This is a genomic window from Kitasatospora sp. NPDC098663 (genome assembly GCF_044760075.1).
GTDB lineage: Bacteria > Actinomycetota > Actinomycetes > Streptomycetales > Streptomycetaceae > Kitasatospora.
The window spans coordinates 73,267-92,698 of sequence record NZ_JBIWAP010000012.1; the positions used below are offsets into that span (position 1 = coordinate 73,267).

A 19,432-nucleotide genomic window follows, 5' to 3' on the forward strand; every position below is an offset into this window, starting at 1 on the left:
GGGTTACTCCCCCGCCTGCGGGTCGTCGGCGGTGTCGGTGGGGCCGGCGTCGGACTCGGCCTCGGTGCCCTCCACGAGGATCTCGTGGAACTGCTCGACGGCCTCCGCATCGGACTCGAGGTGGCCGCTGGCGGCACCCGTCATGGCGGTACCGAGGTCCTCGGCGGTGACGGTGGCCGGGTCGGCGTCGGCGACCAGGCGCCCGCGGTAGATGACCCGGATGGTGTCGGACAGGCCGATCAGCTCGTCCAGGTCGGCGGAGATCAGCAGGACGGCCAGGCCGGCCCGCTGGGCGACCCGGATGTGCTCCCAGATCTGCGCCTGCGCGCCGACGTCCACACCGCGGGTGGGGTGCGCGGCGATCAGCAGCTTGGGCTGGTGGCTCATCTCGCGGCCGATGATCAGCTTCTGCTGGTTGCCGCCGGAGAGGGAGGCCGCGGTGACCTCGATGCCCGGGGTGCGGACGTCGTAGGCCTCGACGATCCGCCAGGTGTCCTTGCGGGCGGCGCCCGGGTCGAGCAGGACGCCCTTGGAGTTGGGCGCCTCGGTGACGTGACCGAGGATCCGGTTCTCCCAGAGCGGGGCCTCCAGCAGCAGGCCGTGCTTGTGGCGGTCCTCGGGGATGTAGCCGATGCCGGCCTCGCGGCGGGCCCGGGTGAGCGAGCCGGAGAGGTCCTTGCCGTCCAGGGTGACGGTGCCGCCGTCCAGCGGCAGCATGCCCATGATGGCCTCGACCAGTTCGGCCTGGCCGTTGCCCTCGACACCGGCGATGCCGAGGATCTCGCCCTTGTGGATGCGCAGCGAGATGTCGTCGAGGACGACGCGCTCGATGCCCTCGGCGTCGGTCTTGGCGATCCGCAGGTCCTTGACGTCGAGCATCTCCGTCGTGGTGACGGTCGACTCGCGGCTCTCCGGGGAGGGCAGCTCGGCGCCGACCATCATCTCGGCCAGCTGACGGGCGGTGACGGCCTTCGGGTCGGCGTCGCCGACCGTGGTGCCGCGCCGGATCACGCTGATCGCGTCGGCCACCGCCAGCACCTCGTGCAGCTTGTGCGAGATGAAGATGACGGTGACGCCCTCGGACTTGAGCTCGCGCAGGTTGTCGAACAGCGCGTCGACCTCCTGCGGGACGAGCACGGCCGTCGGCTCGTCGAGGATCAGGATCTTGGCGCCGCGGTAGAGCACCTTGAGGATCTCGACGCGCTGGCGGTCGGCGACGCCGAGGTCCTCGACCAGGGCGTCCGGGCGCACGCCCAGGCCGTACTGGTCGGAGATCTCCTTGATCTTCGCCTTCGCCTTGGCGCCGATGCCGTGGAGCTTCTCGCCGCCGAGGACGACGTTCTCCCACACGGTGAGGTTGTCGGCCAGCATGAAGTGCTGGTGGACCATGCCGATGCCGCGGGAGATGGCGTCGCCCGGGGTGTTGAACTCGCACGGCTCGCCGTTGATCGCGATGGTGCCCTCGTCCGGCTTCTGCATGCCGTAGAGGATCTTCATCAGCGTCGACTTGCCGGCGCCGTTCTCGCCCATCAGGGCGTGCACGGTACCGCTGCGGACGGTGAGGTTGATGTCGTGGTTGGCCACGACACCGGGGAAGCGCTTGGTGATGCCGCGCAGTTCGACGGCCGATGTCGCCGTCCCCGCGCTGGGGGTACCGTCCTCGCGCGGGGGGACGGGGTCGGATGCGGTGATGGCGATCTCCTGGTGGTCTGGAGGCGCGTCGTTGCGCTGGGAGGGCCAAGGGGAAGACGGGGGGACGGGACGGGGCCCGGGGGTACGCGTTGAGCGCACCCTGCCGGGCCCCTCCCGTGATGCTCTGCCGTTCATCGCGCTGCCGGGCAGGCGGCAGTCGCTGGTGCGTCCGGGACGCGCGGGCCTTACTGGGCCGGCGTGGTCGGGACGGTGGTGGCGCCGGAGGTGATCGTCGTGGCGGCGGCCTTCAGCTTGTCCTGGATGTCGTCGAGCTTGCCGCCGGTGGTGGCGAGCGAGACGCCCTCGGCCTTCAGGTCGAAGAGCTTGATGCCGGTGAACGGCTGGCCCTTCTTGACCGACTCGATGTAGGAGAAGACGGCGTTGTCGACGTTCTTCACCATCGAGGTGAGGATGCTGTTCTTGTACTTCGCCAGGGCCGGCTGGGCGGCCTGGTCGGAGTCGACGCCGATGGCCAGGGCGCCCGGCTTGTTGGCGACGGCCTCGATGGCGCCGTTGCCGGAGGAGCCGGCGGCGGCGTAGATGACGTCCGCGCCCTTGTCGAGCTGGCCCTGCGCGGCCTCCTTGCCCTTGTCGGGCGAGTTGAAGCCGGTGAAGTCCGGAGGCGTGGTCAGGTACGTGGTCTCGACCTGGATGTTCGGGTCGACGGACTTCACACCCGCCTTGTAACCGGCCTCGAACTTCTTGATCAGCTCGGTCTGCACACCGCCGATGAAGCCGACGTGCTTGGACTTCGACTTGTTCGCGGCGGCGACGCCGGCGAGGTACGAACCCTCCTGCTCGGCGAAGACCAGCGAAGTGACGTTGGACGGCTGGTCCTTGTCGTTCGAGTCGATGATCGCGAACTTGACGTTCGGGTTGTCCTTGGCGACCTTGTCGACCGCCTGCTGGTAGACGAAGCCGACCGCGATGATCGTCTTGTAACCGCCGTCGATCAGGTTCTTGAGGCGGGTCTCCTTGTCAGCCTCGGCCTCACCGGTCTTGGCGTCGGCCTCGGTGACCGCGACGCCGAGATCGGCCTTGGCCTTGTCGAGACCACGGGCGGCGGAGTCGTTGAACGACTGGTCGCCACGGCCGCCGATGTCGTAGGCCATACCGACCTTGATCGAGCCGTCGCCCGAGCCGGAGGAGGTGTTGCTGTCAGTGCTCTTTGCGCCGCAAGCGGCGAGCGAGGCCATGCCCAGGGAACCCGAGAGCACAACCGCAGCGAGCTTCATTGAACGGCGCAAGGGAGTATCTCCTTCTCACACGCACCTGATTAGCGTGGTCGGACGCCACCGTAACGCGCGTAGAACACGGTTGGGTTACGGGGTGCCGGACCATTCGGGTTGTTATCAAACCGTGGTCTCACGGTCTTCCCAAGGCCCTATTCCCGTGCGCGGACGGTGATCCAAAGCTGGTTTTGCGGCTCAGTCTACGGAACCGTTCGATAACCCCGGATGGCGGTAAACCGGCCGGTCACCGCGATGGGGTGCCGGCCGGTCGCCCGGGAGGGTGTTCACGCGGCGCCCGGGGAGATGTCCGGGGACGGCGTGCGCCGCTCAATCCCGCGGCTCAGTACTGCTGTTCGGTTTCCGCGGCTCGGTCCTGCCGTTCGGCTCCGCCGTTCGCTTTCCGCAGCTCAGTCCTGCGGCTCGTCCAGGGCGAGCGCCGCGAACAGCTCCACGCCGATCCCGATCGCGCGCTCGTCGGCGTCGAAGCGGCCCTGGTGCAGGTCACGGATGGTGGTGTCACCGGGGGCGCGGACGCCGAGCCGGGCCAGCGCGCCCGGGGCGTGCTCCAGGTACCAGGAGAAGTCCTCGCCGCCCAGGCTCTGCTCGGTGCTCTCCACCACCTGCGCGCCCTCCCGGCCGAACCGGTCGGTCATCGCCGCGTCCAGCAGGGCGACCGAGACCGCCTCGCTGACCACCGGCGGCACCCCCCGGTGGTAGTCCAGCGTCCACTTCGCCCGGTAGGTCTCGGCGAACTTGGCGATCAGCTCGTGCAGCAGGTCGGGCGCCTCGCGCCAGCCGTCCAGCTCCAGGCAGCGGACGGTGCCCTCCAGTTCGGCGTGCTGCGGGATGACGTTGGGCGCGGAGCCGGAGGCGATCCGCCCCCAGACCAGGCTGACGCCCCAGCGCGGATCCATCCGGCGGGCCAGCGCGCCCGGCAGGTCGGCGGCCATCCGGGCGACCGCGGTCACCAGATCGGTGGTCAGGTGCGGGCGGGCGGTGTGCCCGCCGGGGCCGTCCAGGTGCAGCACCAGGCGGTCGCAGGCCGAGGTGATCGCCCCGGTGCGCAGGGCGATCCGGCCCACCTCCACCTTGGGGTCGCAGTGCACCGCGAAGATCCGGCCGACGCCGTCCATCCCACCGGCCTTGATCACGTCCAGCGCACCGCCCGGCAGGACCTCCTCGGCCGGCTGGAACACCAGCCGGACGGGACGGCGCAGTTCACCGGTGCGGACGGCCTCGGCCAGCACCAGGGCGGTGCCGAGCACCACCGCGGTGTGCACGTCGTGGCCGCAGGCGTGGGCCCGGCCGGGGACGGTCGAGCGGTACGGCACGTCGGTCTTGGCGTCGTCGATCGGCAGCGCGTCGATGTCGGCGCGGAAGGCCAGGAACTCGGTGCCGGGGGCGGTGCCGGCCGGGACGACGTCGACGATCAGGCCGGTGCCGCCGGGCAGCACCCGGGGGCTCAGGCCGGCCGCCACCAGCCGGTCCCGGAGCAGGCCGGTGGTGCGGAACTCCTGGCGGCCGAGCTCCGGGTGCCGGTGCAGGTCACGGCGGAAGGCGATCAGCTCGGACTCCAGCCCCCGGACCCGGGCGCGCTGTTCGGCGGCGGGGCGTGCGGTGGCCAGAGTGGCGCCCGGCTGAGCGGGCTCAGGACGGTTCATCTCAACAAGGGTAGGCCTGTTGGGGGGATTTGGCCCGACTTCCGGAAAACTAGTCTCCGGATGGGCGCATACCGGCCGAACAGGTGGGTATGACATCTCGTTTCAGCCGCCTTCCCCGATTGCTTGCCCTGTGCAACGATCACCCGGAGCGACGGTCACGGCCGCCCCGATCCTGACGTTGCGTCAGAAGCGCTCCACCGGGGCGTACACGCCCCACACCTCCCGCAGGGCGTCACAGACCTCGCCGACGGTGGCCCGCGCGGCCAGCGCCTCCTTCATCGGGTAGAGCACGTTCCCCGTCCCCTCCGCGGTGCGGCGCAGCCCGTCCAGCGCCCGGCCGACGGCCGCGCGGTCCCGCCCGGCGCGCAGCCGGGACAGCCGCTCGGCCTGCTGCCGCTCGACCGCCGGATCCACCCGCAATGGCCGGTACGGCTCCTCGGCGTCCAGCCGGAAGCGGTTGACGCCGACCACCGTCCGCTCGCCGGAGTCGGTCTCCTGCTGGAGCCGGTAGGCGGTGCGCTCGATCGCGGCCTTCTGGAAGCCCTGCTCGATCGCGGCCACCGCGCCGCCCAGTTCCTCGACCCGGGCCATCAGCGCCAGCGCGGCGGCCTCCACCTCGTCGGTCAGCGACTCGACCGCGTACGAGCCGGCGAACGGGTCGACGGTGGCGGTCACGTCGGTCTCGTGGGCGAGCACCTGCTGGGTGCGCAGGGCGAGCCGGGCGGCCTTCTCGGTGGGCAGCGCGATCGCCTCGTCGAAGCCGTTGGTGTGCAGCGACTGGGTGCCGCCGAACACCGCGGCGAGCGCCTGCACCGAGACCCGGACCAGGTTCAGCTCGGGCTGCTGGGCGGTGAGCTGCACCCCGGCGGTCTGGGTGTGGAAGCGCAGCATCCACGAGCGCGGGTCCTTCGCGCCGAACTCCTCCCGCATCACCCTGGCCCAGATCCGGCGGGCGGCACGGAACTTGGCCACCTCCTCCAGCAGCGTGACCCTGGCCACGAAGAAGAACGAGAGCCGGGGGGCGAAGTCGTCCACCGCCATCCCGGCGGCGATCGCGGTACGGACGTAGGCGATGCCGTTGGCCAGCGTGAAGGCGATCTCCTGCGCCGGATCCGCCCCGGCCTCGGCCATGTGGTAGCCGGAGACGGAGATGGTGTTCCAGCGCGGGATCTCCACCCGGCAGTACCGGAAGACGTCCGCGGCCAGCCGCAGCGAGGGCTGCGGCGGGAAGATGTACGTGCCCCGGGCGATGTACTCCTTCAGCACGTCGTTCTGTACCGTGCCGGTCAGCCGGGCCGGCGCCACCCCCTGGGCCTCGCCGACCAGTTGGTAGAGCAGCAGGAGCAGGGCGGCGGGCGCGTTGATGGTCATCGAGGTGGACACCTCGCCCAGCGGGATGCCGTCGAACAGCACGGCCAGGTCCTCGACGCTGTCGACGGCCACGCCCACCTTGCCCACCTCCCCGGCGGCGAGCGGCGCGTCCGAGTCGTAGCCCATCTGGGTGGGCAGGTCGAAGGCCACCGACAGGCCGGTGCCGCCGCCCGCGATCAGCTGCCGGTAGCGGGCGTTGGACTCGGCGGCGGTGCCGAAGCCCGCGTACTGGCGCATCGTCCACGGCCGGCCGGTGTACATCGTCGGGTAGACGCCCCGGGTGTACGGGTACTCCCCCGGCCGGCCGAGCCTGCTCGCCGGATCCCAGTCGGCCAGCGCCTCCGGGCCGTACAGCGGCTCGATCGGGAAGCCTGACTCGGCGCGGCGCGGCTCGGCTGCCATGAGGTCCCTCCACGGGATCGGCGGGGGCATCGGTCGGTCCTCGCAATGTAGGACAGGACCCGGAGCGGGACCGGTCGGCGCGGGCGCGGACGCGGTTGAGATGATCGGGTGAACGACCGGATGAGCCCCAGGGAGTGGCAATGACCGAGCAGAAGGTGGCCGTGGTCACCGGTGCCAGCAGCGGAATCGGCGCGGCGACCGCCCGCCGGCTGGCGGCCGAGGGCTTCGACGTGGTGCTGACCGCCCGGCGGACCGAGCGGATCGAGGCGCTGGCCAAGGAGATCGGCGACGGGGGCGGTTCGGCCAGGGCGGTCACGCTCGACGTCACCGACCGGGCCGCCGTGGACGCCTTCGCCGCCGAGGTCGGCCGGGTCGACGTCCTGGTGAACAACGCCGGCGGGGCGATCGGCGCCGAGACGGTCGAGCACGGCGACCCGGCCGACTGGCGGGCCATGTACGAGGTCAACGTGCTCGGCGTGCTGCACGTGACGCAGGCGCTGCTGCCCGCCCTGCGGGCCACCGGCGACGGCACCGTGCTGGTGCTCTCCTCGACCGCCGCGCTGGCCGCGTACGAGGGCGGCGGCGGGTACGTCGCGGCCAAGCACGCCGCGCACACCATCGCGGCGACGCTGCGCCTGGAGCTGTGCGGGGAGCCGATCCGGGTGATCGAGATCGCCCCCGGCATGGTGAAGTCCGAGGGCTTCGCGGTCACCCGGTTCCGCGGCGACGAGGAGAAGGCCGCGGCCGTGTACGCCGGCGTGGCCGAGCCGCTGACCTCGGACGACATCGCCGACACCGTCGCCTGGGCCGTCACCCGCCCCCCGCACGTCAACATCGACCTCCTGGTCGTCCGCCCCCGCGCCCAGGCCGCCAACCACAAGGTCCACCGCGGCTGACCCGCCCCCCGGCGGGCAGCCCGGGGGTCATGATCAAACGTGTCACCCGCCAGTGGTACACACGTGCGATGAGAACCTTCCGGGCCGCCCGCCCACGGGTCCTGCTGACGGCCCTGGCGGCAGGCACCCTGCTCCTCACCTCCGCGTGCAACGACACCGCCAAGCCGTCCCAGGACCAGGCCGCCGGCGCCTCCGCGCCCGGCACCACGAGCCCCACGGCCACCCCGCCGCCGACCCCGACGCCCAAGCCCACCGGCGAGGCCGACCCGGCCCTCCAGCCCTTCTACGGCCAGCAGATCGCCTGGGCCGACTGCCCGGCCGACCCCACGGCCGAGAAGCTCAAGATCGACGTATCCGGGATGCAGTGCGGCAAGCTGCACGTCCCGCTCGACTACGCCAACCCCGGCACCGACGCGATCGACCTAGCCCTGGTCAAGTACCCGGCCGCCAAGCCGGACCAGCGCATCGGCTCGCTGATGGTCAACCCGGGCGGCCCGGGCGAGTCCGGCGTCGGGATGGTCAAGTACGGCGCCAAGGACTACACCGGCACCCTGCACAACCGCTTCGACGTCATCGGCTTCGACCCGCGCGGCACCGGGGACAGCTCACCTGTCGTCTGCTACGACGACAAGCAGCGCGACGCCGCCGACCAGCAGGACGTCCCGCTCGACCTGGCGACCCGCAAGGCCGAGCACGTCAAGCAGGCCACCGAGCACGCCGCCGCCTGCCAGGCCAAGTCCGGCAGGCTGCTGCCGTTCGTCGGCACCCGCAACACCGCTCGCGACCTGGACGTGCTGCGCGCCGTCAGCGGCGACAAGAAGCTCAACTACCTCGGCATCTCCTACGGCACCTACCTCGGTTCGCTGTACGCCGAGGAGTTCCCGAAGAACACCGGCCGGCTCGTCCTGGACGGTGCCGTCGACCCCTCCCAGGACACCATGGACCACGGCGTCGACCAGCAGGTCGGCTTCGAGAAGTCCTTCGAGCGCTTCGCCGCCGACTGCGTGGAGAACCACGCCGACGAGTGCCCGCTCGGCAAGGACCCGGCCAAGGCCGCCAAGAAGGCCGCCGACTTCCTGGACGGGCTGTACGACCACCCGCTGACCGTCAAGGACGGCCGCAAGCTGGGCCGCGACCTGGCCTGGACCGGCACCATCCAGACGCTCTACGGCGACGAGAAGACCTCCTGGAAGTACCTGCGCGCCGCCCTGGGCTGGGCCATGGTGCGCGGCAAGGGCGACTACCTGATGAACTCCGCCGACGGCTACAACGGCCGCGACGAGAACGGCCACTACAGCCCGATGCAGGAGTCCAACGGCGCGATCAGCTGCGCCGACGCGGCCCGCCCGGCACCGACGCCGGAGCACGCCAAGCAGGCGGTGGACCGGCTGACCGCCGAGGCACCGCTGCTGTCCAAGGGCACCACCGTGGACGACTACAGCGAGGCCGGCTGCGCCTACTGGCCGTTCAAGACCACGGAGAAGCCGCACACCATCCGGGCGGAGGGCGCCGCCCCGATCCTGGTGGTCGGCTCCACCGGCGACCCGGCCACCCCGTACGCCTCGGCCGAGGCGCTGGCCAAGGGCTTCGCCAGTGCCACCCTGCTCACCCGGGTCGGCGAGGGGCACGGGGCCTTCGGCAAGGGCAACGTCTGCATCGACCGGGCCCTGGAGGCCTACCTGACCGAGGGGACGATGCCGGCCGACGGAACCCGCTGCTCCTGAGGCAGGGGCCGGGTCAGCAGATGCCGGATTAACAGATGAATGCGGGGAGGGCGCTGACACAAAGATGTCAACGTCACAACTTGATAGCTCGTCCGGATGAATTCCGCGCGCGCCCTCCCCAACTGATGACCGCTCAACTACCTTTGAGGAGCTGCCCGACCGGCGCCGTGACGCCGCCCGCAGCCCCCATACTTCAGCTGCTCCACCCCACCCACTTCACCGGCACCTTCCCGCCCTCACGAGGAGGACCCGCTGGCCAGCGACGTCCCGCCACAGCGGCTCGATCCGAGCTCCGAGCCGACCCTCCTCGGGCTGCACCGCTTCAACGAAGCCGATGCCGGCGCCGCCGAGGAGGCCCTCCTGGCCTGCTGCGGCAGCCACCGCTGGGCCCTGCGGCTCACCGCGCACCGGCCCTACCCCGACATAGAGTCCCTGTTGGCCGCCGCCAGCGAGGCCTCCTACGACCTCCGCCCGGCCGACCTGGCCGAGGCGCTCGCCGACGAGAGCTGGATGCCGCAACCGCTGCTCGGCATGCGGGCGCCGGGCAGCCAGGCCGCGCACACCGCGCTGCGGGCCGCCCACGCCGCGTACGAGGCCAGGTTCGGCCACGTCTTCGTGGTCTGCCTGGAGGGCGTGGCCCCGGAGGAGATGCTCGACACCGTGCTCTCCTCGATCCGCACCCGGCTGGCCAACGACCCGGACGAGGAGCGGCTGATCGCGGCGGACGAGCTCCGCCGGATCGCCCTCACCCGACTGGAGCACCTGGTCGCCACCCATTCGGAGGCCGGGGCCCGCTGAGCCTCCTCCCCCATCCCGCCCGCTACTTCTTCTTCGCCTGCGCGGCCCGCAGCTTGGCCACCTGCCGCCGGACGATCACCTCGTCCGGCGCGGCGGCCGGCTCGGCGGCGACCCCGAAGGTGGTGAACACCGCGAGCGCCGGCCCGATCCGGGCCAGCACCGCACGCCGCGAGAGCACCGCGCTCCCCGATTCATTCGTCAGGGTGAATCCGAGCGCGGCGTCCGCTCCCCCGGGGGTGGGCGTGTCCTCGCGGTTCAGCCGGTGCCCGGTCCGGATCGGCGCCTTCTTCCCCGGCTTCTCGGCCGGCGGCGCCGGGGCCATCGAGGTGAACGCGGCGCACGGGCCGAACAGCTTCTCCAGCTCCGCCTGGAGCACGGCCGCCCGCCCCGTCCGGTAGCCGAGCAGCCCGCCGTACACGCCGCCCCTGGGGTCGGCGGCCCGGGCCACGCTCAGGTCCGTCTCCGCGTACGGGTAGCCCGGGGCCGGCGAGGGCGAGGCGGCGCCGGTGGCGGAGCGGGCCGCCACCGTAACGCAGTCGAGCCATCACCCAGAGCGACCAAAGTGCCGCTGGTTCCCGTCCGGCTAGGCCAGTCGTGCCTGATTGATCACACCTGAGACCCCCGGAGGCGGTTCGCGACGCGGCGTCGATAGGATGCTGGCGGCCGGTGGACCGTACCTGGCCGGGCTGACCGACACCGAAGCCGGCCGAGCCCCCAATCGCTTCCGGAGGGTTTTTCCGTGCCGGCTGGAACGCTGTACCGCGGCCGGGAAGGCATGTGGAGCTGGGTGGCTCATCGAGTCACCGGCGTCCTCATCTTTTTCTTCCTGTTCGCCCATGTCCTGGACACCGCTCTGGTGCGAGTGTCGCCCGAGGCGTACGACACCGTCATTCAGACGTACAAGACTCCTCTCGTGAACCTGATGGAGTACGGCCTGGTGGCCGCCATCCTGTTCCACGCCCTCAACGGCCTGCGGGTCGTCGCCGTGGACTTCTGGTCCAAGGGCCCGAAGTACCAGAAGCAGATGCTCTGGACCGTCGTGGCGGTCTGGGTCGTGCTGATGGCCGGCTCCTTCTACGGGATCCTGCAGCACACGCTGATCTCCTGGTTCGGGAAGTGAGCTGACACATGTCCACGGAATACTCCGACGCGCTGGTCGTCCCCTCCGCGCAGGCGCACACCGGCAAGGGCCTCGGCACCGGCAACCCGGCCGACGCGTTCGTCATCGAGCCGCCGCGCAAGCGGACCCCGAAGACCCCGCGCCGCACCCGCACCAACTTCGAGATGCTGGCCTGGCTCTTCATGCGCCTGTCCGGCATCGTCCTCGTGGTCCTGATCCTCGGCCACCTGCTGATCATGCTGGTGCTCGACGGCGGCGTCTCCAAGATCGGCTTCGCCTTCGTGGCCGGCCGCTGGGCCTCGCCGTTCTGGCAGGTCTGGGACCTCACGATGCTCTGGCTCGCCATGCTCCACGGCGCCAACGGCATGCGGCAGGTCATCAACGACTACGCCGAGAAGGACTCGACCCGGCTCTGGCTGAAGGGGCTCATGGGTACCGCCACGGTCTTCACCGTGCTGCTCGGCACCCTGGTGATCTTCACCTTCGACCCCAACATCTGACGACAAAGCATCTAATCGGCAATCGGCAGAGGCCAGAGGCGAGTTAGAACCCCCATGCAGATTCACCAGTACGACACCGTCATCGTCGGCGCCGGCGGCGCCGGCATGCGCGCGGCCATCGAGTCGACGCAGCGCACCCGCACCGCCGTCCTGACCAAGCTCTACCCCACCCGGTCCCACACCGGCGCGGCCCAGGGCGGCATGTGCGCCGCCCTCGCCAACGTCGAGGAGGACAACTGGGAGTGGCACACCTTCGACACGGTCAAGGGTGGTGACTACCTGGTCGACCAGGACGCCGCCGAGATCATGTGCAAGGAGGCCATCGACGCCGTCCTCGACCTGGAGAAGATGGGCCTGCCCTTCTCCCGCACCGAGCAGGGCCGGATCGACCAGCGCCGCTTCGGCGGGCACTCCCGCAACCACGGTGAGGCCCCCGTCCGCCGCTCCTGCTACGCGGCCGACCGCACCGGTCACATGATCCTCCAGACGCTGTTCCAGAACTGCGTCAAGCACGGCGTCGAGTTCTTCAACGAGTTCTACGTCCTCGACCTGCTCATCAACGAGGGCAAGACGGCCGGCGTCGTCGCCTACGAGCTGGCCACCGGCGAGATCCACGTCTTCCAGGCCAAGTCCGTCGTGTTCGCCTCCGGCGGCACCGGCAAGTTCTTCAAGGTCTCCTCCAACGCCCACACCCTCACCGGTGACGGCCAGGCCCTGGTGTACCGCCGCGGCCTGCCGCTGGAGGACATGGAGTTCTTCCAGTTCCACCCGACCGGCATCTGGCGCATGGGCATCCTGCTCACCGAGGGCGCCCGCGGCGAGGGCGGCATCCTGCGCAACAAGGACGGCGAGCGCTTCATGGAGCGCTACGCCCCCGTCATGAAGGACCTCGCGTCCCGTGACGTCTGCTCCCGCGCGATCTACACCGAGATCCGCGAAGGCCGCGGCTGCGGTCCGGACGGCGACCACGTCTACCTGGACCTGACCCACCTGCCGCCGGAGCAGCTGGACGCCAAGCTCCCGGACATCACCGAGTTCGCCCGCACCTACCTCGGCATCGAGCCCTACACGGACCCGATCCCGATCCAGCCCACCGCGCACTACGCCATGGGCGGCATCCCGACCAACGTCGAGGGTGAGGTGCTGCGCAACAACACCGACGTCGTCCCGGGCCTGTACGCGGCCGGCGAGGTCGCCTGCGTGTCCGTGCACGGCGCCAACCGCCTGGGCACCAACTCGCTGCTGGACATCAACGTGTTCGGCCGTCGCGCGGGCATCGCCGCCGCCGACTACGCCAACGTGCACGAGTTCGTCGAGCTGCCCGAGAACCCGGCCGAGAAGGTCCAGACCCTGGTCGACGGCCTGCGCGAGGCCGCCGGCACCGAGTCCGTGGCGCAGATCCGCAAGGAGCTGCAGGAGACCATGGACGCCAACGCGATGGTGTACCGCACCGGCGCCACCCTGAAGCAGGCGGTCGAGGACATCGCCGCGCTGAAGGAGCGCTACAAGAACGTCTCCATCCAGGACAAGGGCTTCCGGTACAACACGGACCTCCTGGAGGCCGTCGAGCTGGGCAACCTGCTCGACCTGGCCGAGGTGCTGGCCGTCTCCGCGCTGGCCCGCGAGGAGTCGCGCGGCGGCCACTACCGCGAGGACTTCCCGACCCGTGACGACGTGAAGTTCATGCAGCACACCATGGCGTACCAGGAGGTGGCCGCCGACGGCAGCACCTCCATCCGCCTCGACTACAAGCCGGTCGTCACGACCCGCTACCAGCCGATGGAGCGTAAGTACTGATGAGCACTCCTACCGTGGAGAAGCACTCGGCCGCTCTGGACGCGGTCGAGGCGGGCGGCGTCGAGCTGATCACCGTCACCTTCCGGATCCGCCGGTTCAACCCGGAGGAGCACCCGGACCCGGTGTGGGTCGACTACCAGCTGACGCTGGACCCGAAGGAGCGCGTCCTGGACGCGCTCAACAAGATCAAGTGGGAGCAGGACGGCACCCTCACCTACCGCCGTTCCTGCGCGCACGGCATCTGCGGCTCCGACGCCATGCGGATCAACGGCCGCAACCGGCTGGCGTGCAAGACCCTGATCAAGGACGTCAACCCGGAGAAGCCGATCACGATCGAGGCCATCAAGGGCCTCACGGTCCTCAAGGACCTGGTCGTGGACATGGACCCGTTCTTCCAGGCGTACAAGGACGTCATGCCGTTCCTCATCACCGAGGGGAACGACCCGACCCGCGAGCGCCTGCAGTCCGCCGAGGAGCGCGAGCGCTTCGACGACACCACCAAGTGCATCCTGTGCGCCGCGTGCACGTCGTCCTGCCCGGTGTTCTGGAACGACGGCCAGTACTTCGGCCCGGCCGCGATCGTGAACGCGCACCGCTTCATCTTCGACTCGCGCGACGAGGGCGCCGAGCAGCGCCTGGAGATCCTCAACGACCGTGAGGGCGTGTGGCGCTGCCGCACCACCTTCAACTGCTCCGAGGCCTGCCCGCGTGGCATCGAGGTCACCAAGGCGATCCAGGAAGTGAAGCGGGCGCTGGTCACCCGCCGCTTCTGATCTCCGTCTGACACCGCGAAGGCCCCCGCCCAATCATCCGATCGGACGGGGGCCTTCGCCGTGGGCTCAGCGCAGCGCGCCGAGGTCCTTCGGGGCGGACCAGCCGCTGAAGGTCACCAGGTGCCGGTCGGCGGTCACGGCCCACAGGTCCGGCGCGCCGTCCCCGTCACCGTCACCCGAGCTGCCGAGGGTCGGGTAGGCGGCGGTGGTGAAGCCGGTGGCGACCACACCGACGGTGGGGTCGGCGAGGGCGGAGAAGTCGAGCAGTCCGTTCGACTTCCTCGGGACCGGGTAGGCGTGCAGGTCGCCGGTGGCCCGGTCGCGCGCCCACAGGGTGAGGTTGCCGGCCGCGTCCGCGCCCGGGGCGATCAGGTCGTAGCCGCTCCAGTCGCCGGTGGTGGCGATGGGCTGGGCGACGACGTAGCTGCGGGAGCTGTCGACATAGGCGTAGAGCTTGCCGTGCTCGACCGAGACGAGAACCGGCAGGGACGGGTGGGCGGCACCGAAGCGACCGCCGACCGGGACGAGCTGGTCGGCGCCCGACCAGTCCGCGGCGTAGTCGCCGGGGCAGGCGATCGACTCCCCGGCCGAGTCGATGCACTCGGACGGCTTCCCTGCCAGGGTGGGGCTCTGGCCGCTGAAGTCGCCCTGGTGCCCGTTGGCGTAGACGTACAGGAACTGCGGGTTGCCCTTGGGGCGCACCAGCAGGTCATCACCGGGGCCGTGGGTGTTGGCCCAGCCCCGGTGCAGCACCAGGTCGTCCTGCCAGCCGGCCCCCAGCGGGGCGAGCGCGCCCGGGATGGTGGAGCTCGCAGTGGTGTCCGTCGCGCCGGCACTGATGATCTGCAGGTTGCCCTGGGCGTCCGGGAGCAGGATGTCGGGCACACCGTCGCCGTTGACGTCACCCGGGGCGGCCGGCTTGGGGCGCGAGTCCCAAGGAGCGTAGAAGGTGTAGGTGGCCGGCTGGCCGACATTTCCGGCGTTGTCCATCGCCTGAACGGTGAGGACGTTGGTGCCCCAGTCCTTGGGCTTGAGGGTGAGTGCGGCACTGCCGCCGGCGCCCGCCTTCACGGTGTTCGCGGAGGCGCAGTCCCAGCCGACGCCCAGGGTGCCGTTCAGCACGTACCGGTAGCAGGCGACCCCGGAGGCCTGGCCGCCGGCCGGCGCGGCGTCGGTGCCCTTGAGGGTGAAGACGCCGTTCTCGCCCGCGTACTTGCCGGGCGTGGTGCCCGAGCCGCTCTCCGGGAAGTCGGTGGAGGAGACGGACAGGCCCGGGTGGGTGAGGTCGACCCGGAAGTGGCAGGTCGCGGTCGGCTCTCCGGTGCCCGAGGAGTCCGCGGACCAGGCCTTCCACGAGTAGCTGTGGCCGTCCGCCAGGCCGCTGGTGGGGAGCTTGGCCGTGCCGGCGCTGGTGCCGGTGGTGGTGTCGACGATCTGGTCGTGACCCGGGGTCGAGTCGTCCCAAACCGCGAAGCGCACCTGTGCGGAGGTGGCGGTGACGGTCAGCGCGGGATTCGCGACCCCCAGCCAGCCGGGGGCGGTGGTGTCGTCGCAGGCGTCGGTGTGCAGGCCCGTGGCGGCGAAGCCCGGTGCGGGCAGTGCCTTCGGGTCAGTGACCGCCGTTCCCGGTACCGCAGCCGCCCCCGGTGCAACCAGCAGGCCTGCCGCGATCGCGGCCGCCGTCACCCCGCCGAGTCTGCGGGCATGCCGAAGTGTCATGGAAGTACCCCACCCCTTTGATCGAGAGATCCCGTTACGTGTACGAGCGGTGAGGATCTTTCCAGTGGGGACCGACAGCGGCAACGGAGATTCAGTCGGTGGCCGGGGTGCGGCGGGTGGCGCGGAGGCCGCGCAGGCCGATGGCGCCGACGGCGATGCCGAGGAGGAAGGAGGTGACGGCGAGGAGGAGGTGGATCCAGAAGAAGGCGGTGGGCTGGGAGTGGTCGCCGTTGGTGAAGGCCTGGCCGCCGGAGTCCTTCCAGAGGTTCTTGACGAAGGTGGTCCAGATGATGATCGACCAGACGCCGAAGGCGGTCAGGAACCAGGAGGTGCGGCGGCTGAGCTTCATGGGGGTCCTCGTCGGGGGTGTGGTGGCGGGGTGCGTCCCCCAGTATGCGCGGACCGCCGATCGGCGTAGGGCGGGCCCCTCATACGGAGGACCGGCCCGGTGTGGCGCACAGCGGATGCCGCGAAGTGGGTACGGTCTGCGCGTGTCCACACGTCGTCAGAAATTCGCGCATCTGTTCGTCGCGACCGCCGCGGCCCTCCCGGCCCTGCTCGCCGCCCCCGGGGCGGTCGCAGCCCCGCAGGAGCCGCCGCCGGCCGCCCCCTCGGTCGGCGGCGAGCGGCTCGGGCGCTCCGGCGTCCAGGTCTCCCCGCTGGCCGGAGCCCCGGCCCTGCCGAGGGACCTCACCGGCCAGTCCTGGATAGTCTCCGACGCCACGTCGGGCGACGTGCTGGCGGCCAGCAACCCGCACCTGCGGCTCGCCCCGGCCAGCACTCTGAAGATCCTCTTCGCCGACACCGTGCTGCCCAAGTTCGACCGCAACACGGTGCACAAGGTCGCCGACGAGGAGATCCTCGGGCTCGGTGACGGCAGCAGCCTGGTCGGCATCAAGGAGAACCTGGACTACCGGGTCGAGGACCTGTGGCGCGGGGTGTTCCTGAGCTCGGGCAACGACGCCGTGCACGTCCTGGCGCACATGAACGGCGGCGTGGAGCAGACCGTCACCGAGATGCAGTCCCGCGCCGACGCCCTCCAGGCCCGGGACACCCGGGTGATCTCCCCGGACGGCTACGACATGGACGGCCAGCTCTCCTCGGCCTACGACCTGTCGCTGTTCGCCCGGGCCGGCCTTCGCAACCCCGACTTCCGGATGTACTGCGCCACCCGGGAGGCGCAGTTCCCGGGCGCGGTGGACAAGAACACCGGCCAGCGCGGCAGTTTCGGGATCGCCAACACGGACCGCCTGCTGGGCAAGTACCCCGGCCTGATCGGCGTGAAGAACGGTTTCACCACCAACGCCGGCTCGACCTTCGTCGGTGCCGCCGAGCGCAACGGCCGCACCCTGCTGGTGACCGTGATGCACCCGGACAGCTACCAGAAGGTCTACGACGAGACCGCGGCCCTGCTGGACTGGGGCTTCGCGGCGGCCGGCAAGGTGCAGCCGGTCGGCAAGCTGGTCGACGAGCTCCCGCCGGACGGCGAGCCCTCCGGCCAGGCCGGCGGCGCCGCCGGCGCGCCCCCGCCGCACTCCACCCCCGCCACCCGGCCCGGCACCGCCCCCACCGCCGCCCCGGCCGCCGCCGAGGACGACGGGCTCGGCGTCGGCGGCTGGCTGGCCGTCGCGCTGGTGACGGCCGTGGCCGGCTACGGGGTGCTGGTCCTGCGGCGCGGCCGCCGCGGGCCGGCCGGCTGGTGACGGTCGGCCGGACGGCCGGACGGACGGCCCGGTCTCAGGGTTTCTCCTGGGGCCGGGCCGCCGTCGTGCCCGCGGCCGTCTCCGCCTCGTCGGCCGCCGCCAGCAGCGCCCGGGCGTGCTCCCGGGTGCGCTCCCGGGCGGCCACCGGATCGGCCATCGCCGTCCAGGCCACGCAGTACATCAGCAGCCGGGAGACGAAGTTGATCCACAGCAGCAGCGCCACCGGCACGCCGAAGGCCCCGTACAGGCTCTTCCCGGCGACGGAGCCGAGGTAGGAGGCGAGCAGGACCTTCAGCAGCTCGAAGCCGACCGCGCCGATCAGCGCGCCCTGCAGCACGTCGCGCCGGCGCTGGCCGCGGATCCCGGGGAACGGCGCCAGCAGGTAGGCGAAGAGCAGCGTGTCGCACGCTATGGCGATGAGCACGCCGACCCCGGTCAGCAGGTAGCCGCTGCGCAGGCCGGTCCAGTCGGCGATCCGCCCGGCCAGCGTCGTCCCGGCGGTGGAGGCGCCCACCGAGATCAGCGACACCACGCCGAGGCCGCCCAGCACCGCGCAGTCCCGGCCCTTGCGCAGCACCACGTTGGTGTCGTCGTCGGGCAGCTGCCAGACGTCCCGGACCGAGGTGCGCATGGTGTCCACCCAGCCGAGGCCGGAGACCAGCAGCAGCGCCCCGCTGACCAGTCCGACGGCGCCCGCGTTGGCCACCAGGGACGGCAGGTTGAGCGCCTCCGAGATGCCCGGCAGCTGGTCGGAGATGTGCTTCTGCAGGTCCGCCACCTGGCTGCTGCTGAGCGTCGAGACGGCGATCGCCAGGCCCACCGTGAGCAGCGGGAACAGGGCGAGGAAGCCGAAGAAGGTGACCGCACCGGCCAGCCGGTTGCCCCGGGCGGCGGAGAAGTACTCGTACACCCGGTACGGGCGGCTGCGCAGCACCCACGTGACGAGCGGGCCGATGACCGGGAGGCGGGTCAGGAAGTCCACCCGACCGGTTATACCGGTCCTTCCTCCGAATGGCCGTCAGACTCGGCGCAGACTCTAGCGTTTCACCAGGCGGCGGGCCCGGGCGAGGGCGCGGACGGCCTGGTAGGCGCCGTAGCGGCCGTGGCTGAGCAGTTCGGTGCGCACGCCGTCCACGCCGGGCGGCGGGCGGTAGCCGGCCGGCCGGAGCCGGGCGCAGTGGGCGGTGGCGCGGCGGAAGTACTCGCGGCGGTCGCCGGGCGGGACCCGGCCGGGCTTGGAGACGACGGTGTTGAGGTGGTGCAGCATCCGGCCGTAGACGACCGGGCGCCAGTGGTCGAGGTCGGGGCGGCCGTCCAGGAAGGCGAAGACCAGGTCGTACTGGGCGAAGACGTCGAAGTGCTTGCGGCTGGCGGTGGCCAGGATGTTGCCGCCCTCCTGGCGCTGGCGGTAGTGCACGCCGACCTCGTCGAGCAGGGTGATCCGGGCCGCGGCGAGCAGCGCCGGGTACGTCCAGGGGGTGTCCTCGTAGTAGCCGGCCGGGAAGACCAGCTGCTGGGCGGTGACGAAGTCGCGGCGGTAGGCCTTGTTCCAGACCACCTGGAGCAGGTCGAGCAGGTCGGGGCGGGCGGCGAGGTCGAAGACGTCCGGGGAGGCGGCGCCGAACACGTGAGCGGAGGCGGCCCGGGTGATCCGGCCGTCGGCGTAGGTGCGGGCGTAGTCGTAGACCAGGACGTCCGGGTCGCCGGTGGCGGCGAGCCGGTCGTCGACGCTCTTGAGCAGTTGGGGGGTGAGCGTGTCGTCGCTGTCGAGGAAGATCACGTAGTCCCCGGTGGCGACCTCCAGGCCGGCGTTGCGGGCCCGGCCGAGGCCGACGTTCTCGGGCAGGTGCAGCACCCGGATCCGCGGGTCGGCGGCGGCGGCCTCGTCGAGCATCGGGCCGCAGCCGTCCGGGGAGCGGTCGTCCACCGCGATCAGTTCGAGGTCGGGGCCGCCCTGGCCGAGCACCGAGTCGAGACACTCGGCGAGGTAGTCCTCAACCTGGTACACGGGGACGATCACGCTGAAGCGGGGCACGGGCCCAGC

At 71.2% G+C, this 19,432-nt stretch carries 17 protein-coding genes; 8 read left to right on the top strand and 9 right to left on the bottom strand.

Features of this window, described 5'->3' with window-relative positions:
• Positions 1 to 3: 3 nt before the first annotated feature.
• The 4 genes from ACIQVZ_RS15630 to ACIQVZ_RS15645 all read right to left on the bottom strand — a co-directional run bounded on the left by ACIQVZ_RS15630 (position 4) and on the right by ACIQVZ_RS15645 (position 6,358).
• Positions 4 to 1,530, bottom strand: coding sequence for an ABC transporter ATP-binding protein (locus tag ACIQVZ_RS15630; protein ID WP_402450505.1), 1,527 nt, complete (start codon positions 1,528 to 1,530; stop codon positions 4 to 6).
• 347 nt (positions 1,531 to 1,877) lie between these two features.
• Positions 1,878 to 2,939, bottom strand: coding sequence for a BMP family ABC transporter substrate-binding protein (locus tag ACIQVZ_RS15635; RefSeq protein WP_350877257.1), 1,062 nt, complete (start codon positions 2,937 to 2,939; stop codon positions 1,878 to 1,880).
• A 392-nt stretch (positions 2,940 to 3,331) separates the two neighbouring features.
• Positions 3,332 to 4,585 carry an amidohydrolase gene (locus ACIQVZ_RS15640; RefSeq protein WP_402450387.1) on the bottom strand — a complete coding sequence of 418 codons (1,254 nt, stop codon included), beginning with the start codon at positions 4,583 to 4,585 and terminating at the stop codon, positions 3,332 to 3,334.
• A 183-nt stretch (positions 4,586 to 4,768) separates the two neighbouring features.
• On the bottom strand, positions 4,769 to 6,358 hold the full coding sequence (locus ACIQVZ_RS15645) for a methylmalonyl-CoA mutase (RefSeq protein WP_402450389.1): 1,590 nt from the start codon (positions 6,356 to 6,358) through the stop codon (positions 4,769 to 4,771).
• A 140-nt stretch (positions 6,359 to 6,498) separates the two neighbouring features.
• Here ACIQVZ_RS15645 and ACIQVZ_RS15650 point away from each other — a divergent pair, with 140 nt between their 5' ends.
• From ACIQVZ_RS15650 to ACIQVZ_RS15660, 3 genes are all read left to right on the top strand, one after another.
• A complete protein-coding gene (locus ACIQVZ_RS15650) occupies positions 6,499 to 7,254 on the top strand; it encodes an SDR family oxidoreductase (protein WP_350877251.1) in 756 nt (251 codons plus the stop codon).
• A gap of 68 nt (positions 7,255 to 7,322) precedes the next feature.
• Positions 7,323 to 8,978, top strand: coding sequence for an alpha/beta hydrolase (locus ACIQVZ_RS15655; RefSeq protein WP_402450391.1), 1,656 nt, complete (start codon positions 7,323 to 7,325; stop codon positions 8,976 to 8,978).
• A 360-nt stretch (positions 8,979 to 9,338) separates the two neighbouring features.
• A complete protein-coding gene (locus tag ACIQVZ_RS15660) occupies positions 9,339 to 9,776 on the top strand; it encodes a 2-oxo-4-hydroxy-4-carboxy-5-ureidoimidazoline decarboxylase (protein ID WP_402450508.1) in 438 nt (145 codons plus the stop codon).
• A 22-nt stretch (positions 9,777 to 9,798) separates the two neighbouring features.
• Here ACIQVZ_RS15660 and ACIQVZ_RS15665 read toward each other — a convergent pair whose 3' ends face one another.
• Positions 9,799 to 10,302: a hypothetical protein gene (locus ACIQVZ_RS15665; protein ID WP_402450394.1), complete on the bottom strand. Its 504-nt coding sequence runs from the start codon at positions 10,300 to 10,302 to the stop codon at positions 9,799 to 9,801.
• 213 nt (positions 10,303 to 10,515) lie between these two features.
• Here ACIQVZ_RS15665 and sdhC point away from each other — a divergent pair, with 213 nt between their 5' ends.
• The 4 genes from sdhC to ACIQVZ_RS15685 are packed head-to-tail and all read left to right on the top strand — an operon-like array spanning position 10,516 to position 13,966.
• Positions 10,516 to 10,896: a succinate dehydrogenase, cytochrome b556 subunit gene (gene sdhC / locus ACIQVZ_RS15670; RefSeq protein ID WP_063349043.1), complete on the top strand. Its 381-nt coding sequence runs from the start codon at positions 10,516 to 10,518 to the stop codon at positions 10,894 to 10,896.
• An 8-nt stretch (positions 10,897 to 10,904) separates the two neighbouring features.
• A complete protein-coding gene (locus ACIQVZ_RS15675; RefSeq protein ID WP_350877244.1) occupies positions 10,905 to 11,396 on the top strand; it encodes a succinate dehydrogenase hydrophobic membrane anchor subunit in 492 nt (163 codons plus the stop codon).
• A 54-nt stretch (positions 11,397 to 11,450) separates the two neighbouring features.
• Entirely contained in the window at positions 11,451 to 13,193 is a 1,743-nt protein-coding gene (gene sdhA, locus ACIQVZ_RS15680) for a succinate dehydrogenase flavoprotein subunit (protein WP_350877242.1), read from the top strand.
• The gene (locus ACIQVZ_RS15685; protein WP_350877240.1) at positions 13,193 to 13,966 is read left to right on the top strand and encodes a succinate dehydrogenase iron-sulfur subunit; all 774 of its coding nucleotides are present in this window, start codon (positions 13,193 to 13,195) and stop codon (positions 13,964 to 13,966) included. The genes sdhA and ACIQVZ_RS15685 overlap by 1 nt, the downstream gene beginning before the upstream one ends.
• A gap of 66 nt (positions 13,967 to 14,032) precedes the next feature.
• Here the strand turns inward: ACIQVZ_RS15685 and ACIQVZ_RS15690 are convergent, their stop codons facing one another.
• Both ACIQVZ_RS15690 and ACIQVZ_RS15695 read right to left on the bottom strand, forming a co-directional pair.
• A complete protein-coding gene (locus ACIQVZ_RS15690) occupies positions 14,033 to 15,685 on the bottom strand; it encodes a hypothetical protein (RefSeq protein WP_402450397.1) in 1,653 nt (550 codons plus the stop codon).
• 91 nt (positions 15,686 to 15,776) lie between these two features.
• Positions 15,777 to 16,034 (bottom strand): SCO4848 family membrane protein, encoded by a 258-nt coding sequence (locus ACIQVZ_RS15695; RefSeq protein WP_063349038.1) that lies wholly within the window; start codon positions 16,032 to 16,034, stop codon positions 15,777 to 15,779.
• Between the two features lie 142 nt (positions 16,035 to 16,176).
• Here ACIQVZ_RS15695 and ACIQVZ_RS15700 point away from each other — a divergent pair, with 142 nt between their 5' ends.
• Positions 16,177 to 17,388, top strand: coding sequence for a D-alanyl-D-alanine carboxypeptidase family protein (locus tag ACIQVZ_RS15700; RefSeq protein ID WP_402450400.1), 1,212 nt, complete (start codon positions 16,177 to 16,179; stop codon positions 17,386 to 17,388).
• A 34-nt stretch (positions 17,389 to 17,422) separates the two neighbouring features.
• Here the strand turns inward: ACIQVZ_RS15700 and ACIQVZ_RS15705 are convergent, their stop codons facing one another.
• Both ACIQVZ_RS15705 and ACIQVZ_RS15710 read right to left on the bottom strand, forming a co-directional pair.
• Positions 17,423 to 18,370: a YihY/virulence factor BrkB family protein gene (locus tag ACIQVZ_RS15705; protein ID WP_402450402.1), complete on the bottom strand. Its 948-nt coding sequence runs from the start codon at positions 18,368 to 18,370 to the stop codon at positions 17,423 to 17,425.
• A 54-nt stretch (positions 18,371 to 18,424) separates the two neighbouring features.
• Entirely contained in the window at positions 18,425 to 19,423 is a 999-nt protein-coding gene (locus ACIQVZ_RS15710; RefSeq protein WP_402450405.1) for a glycosyltransferase family 2 protein, read from the bottom strand.
• Positions 19,424 to 19,432: the final 9 nt, after the last annotated feature.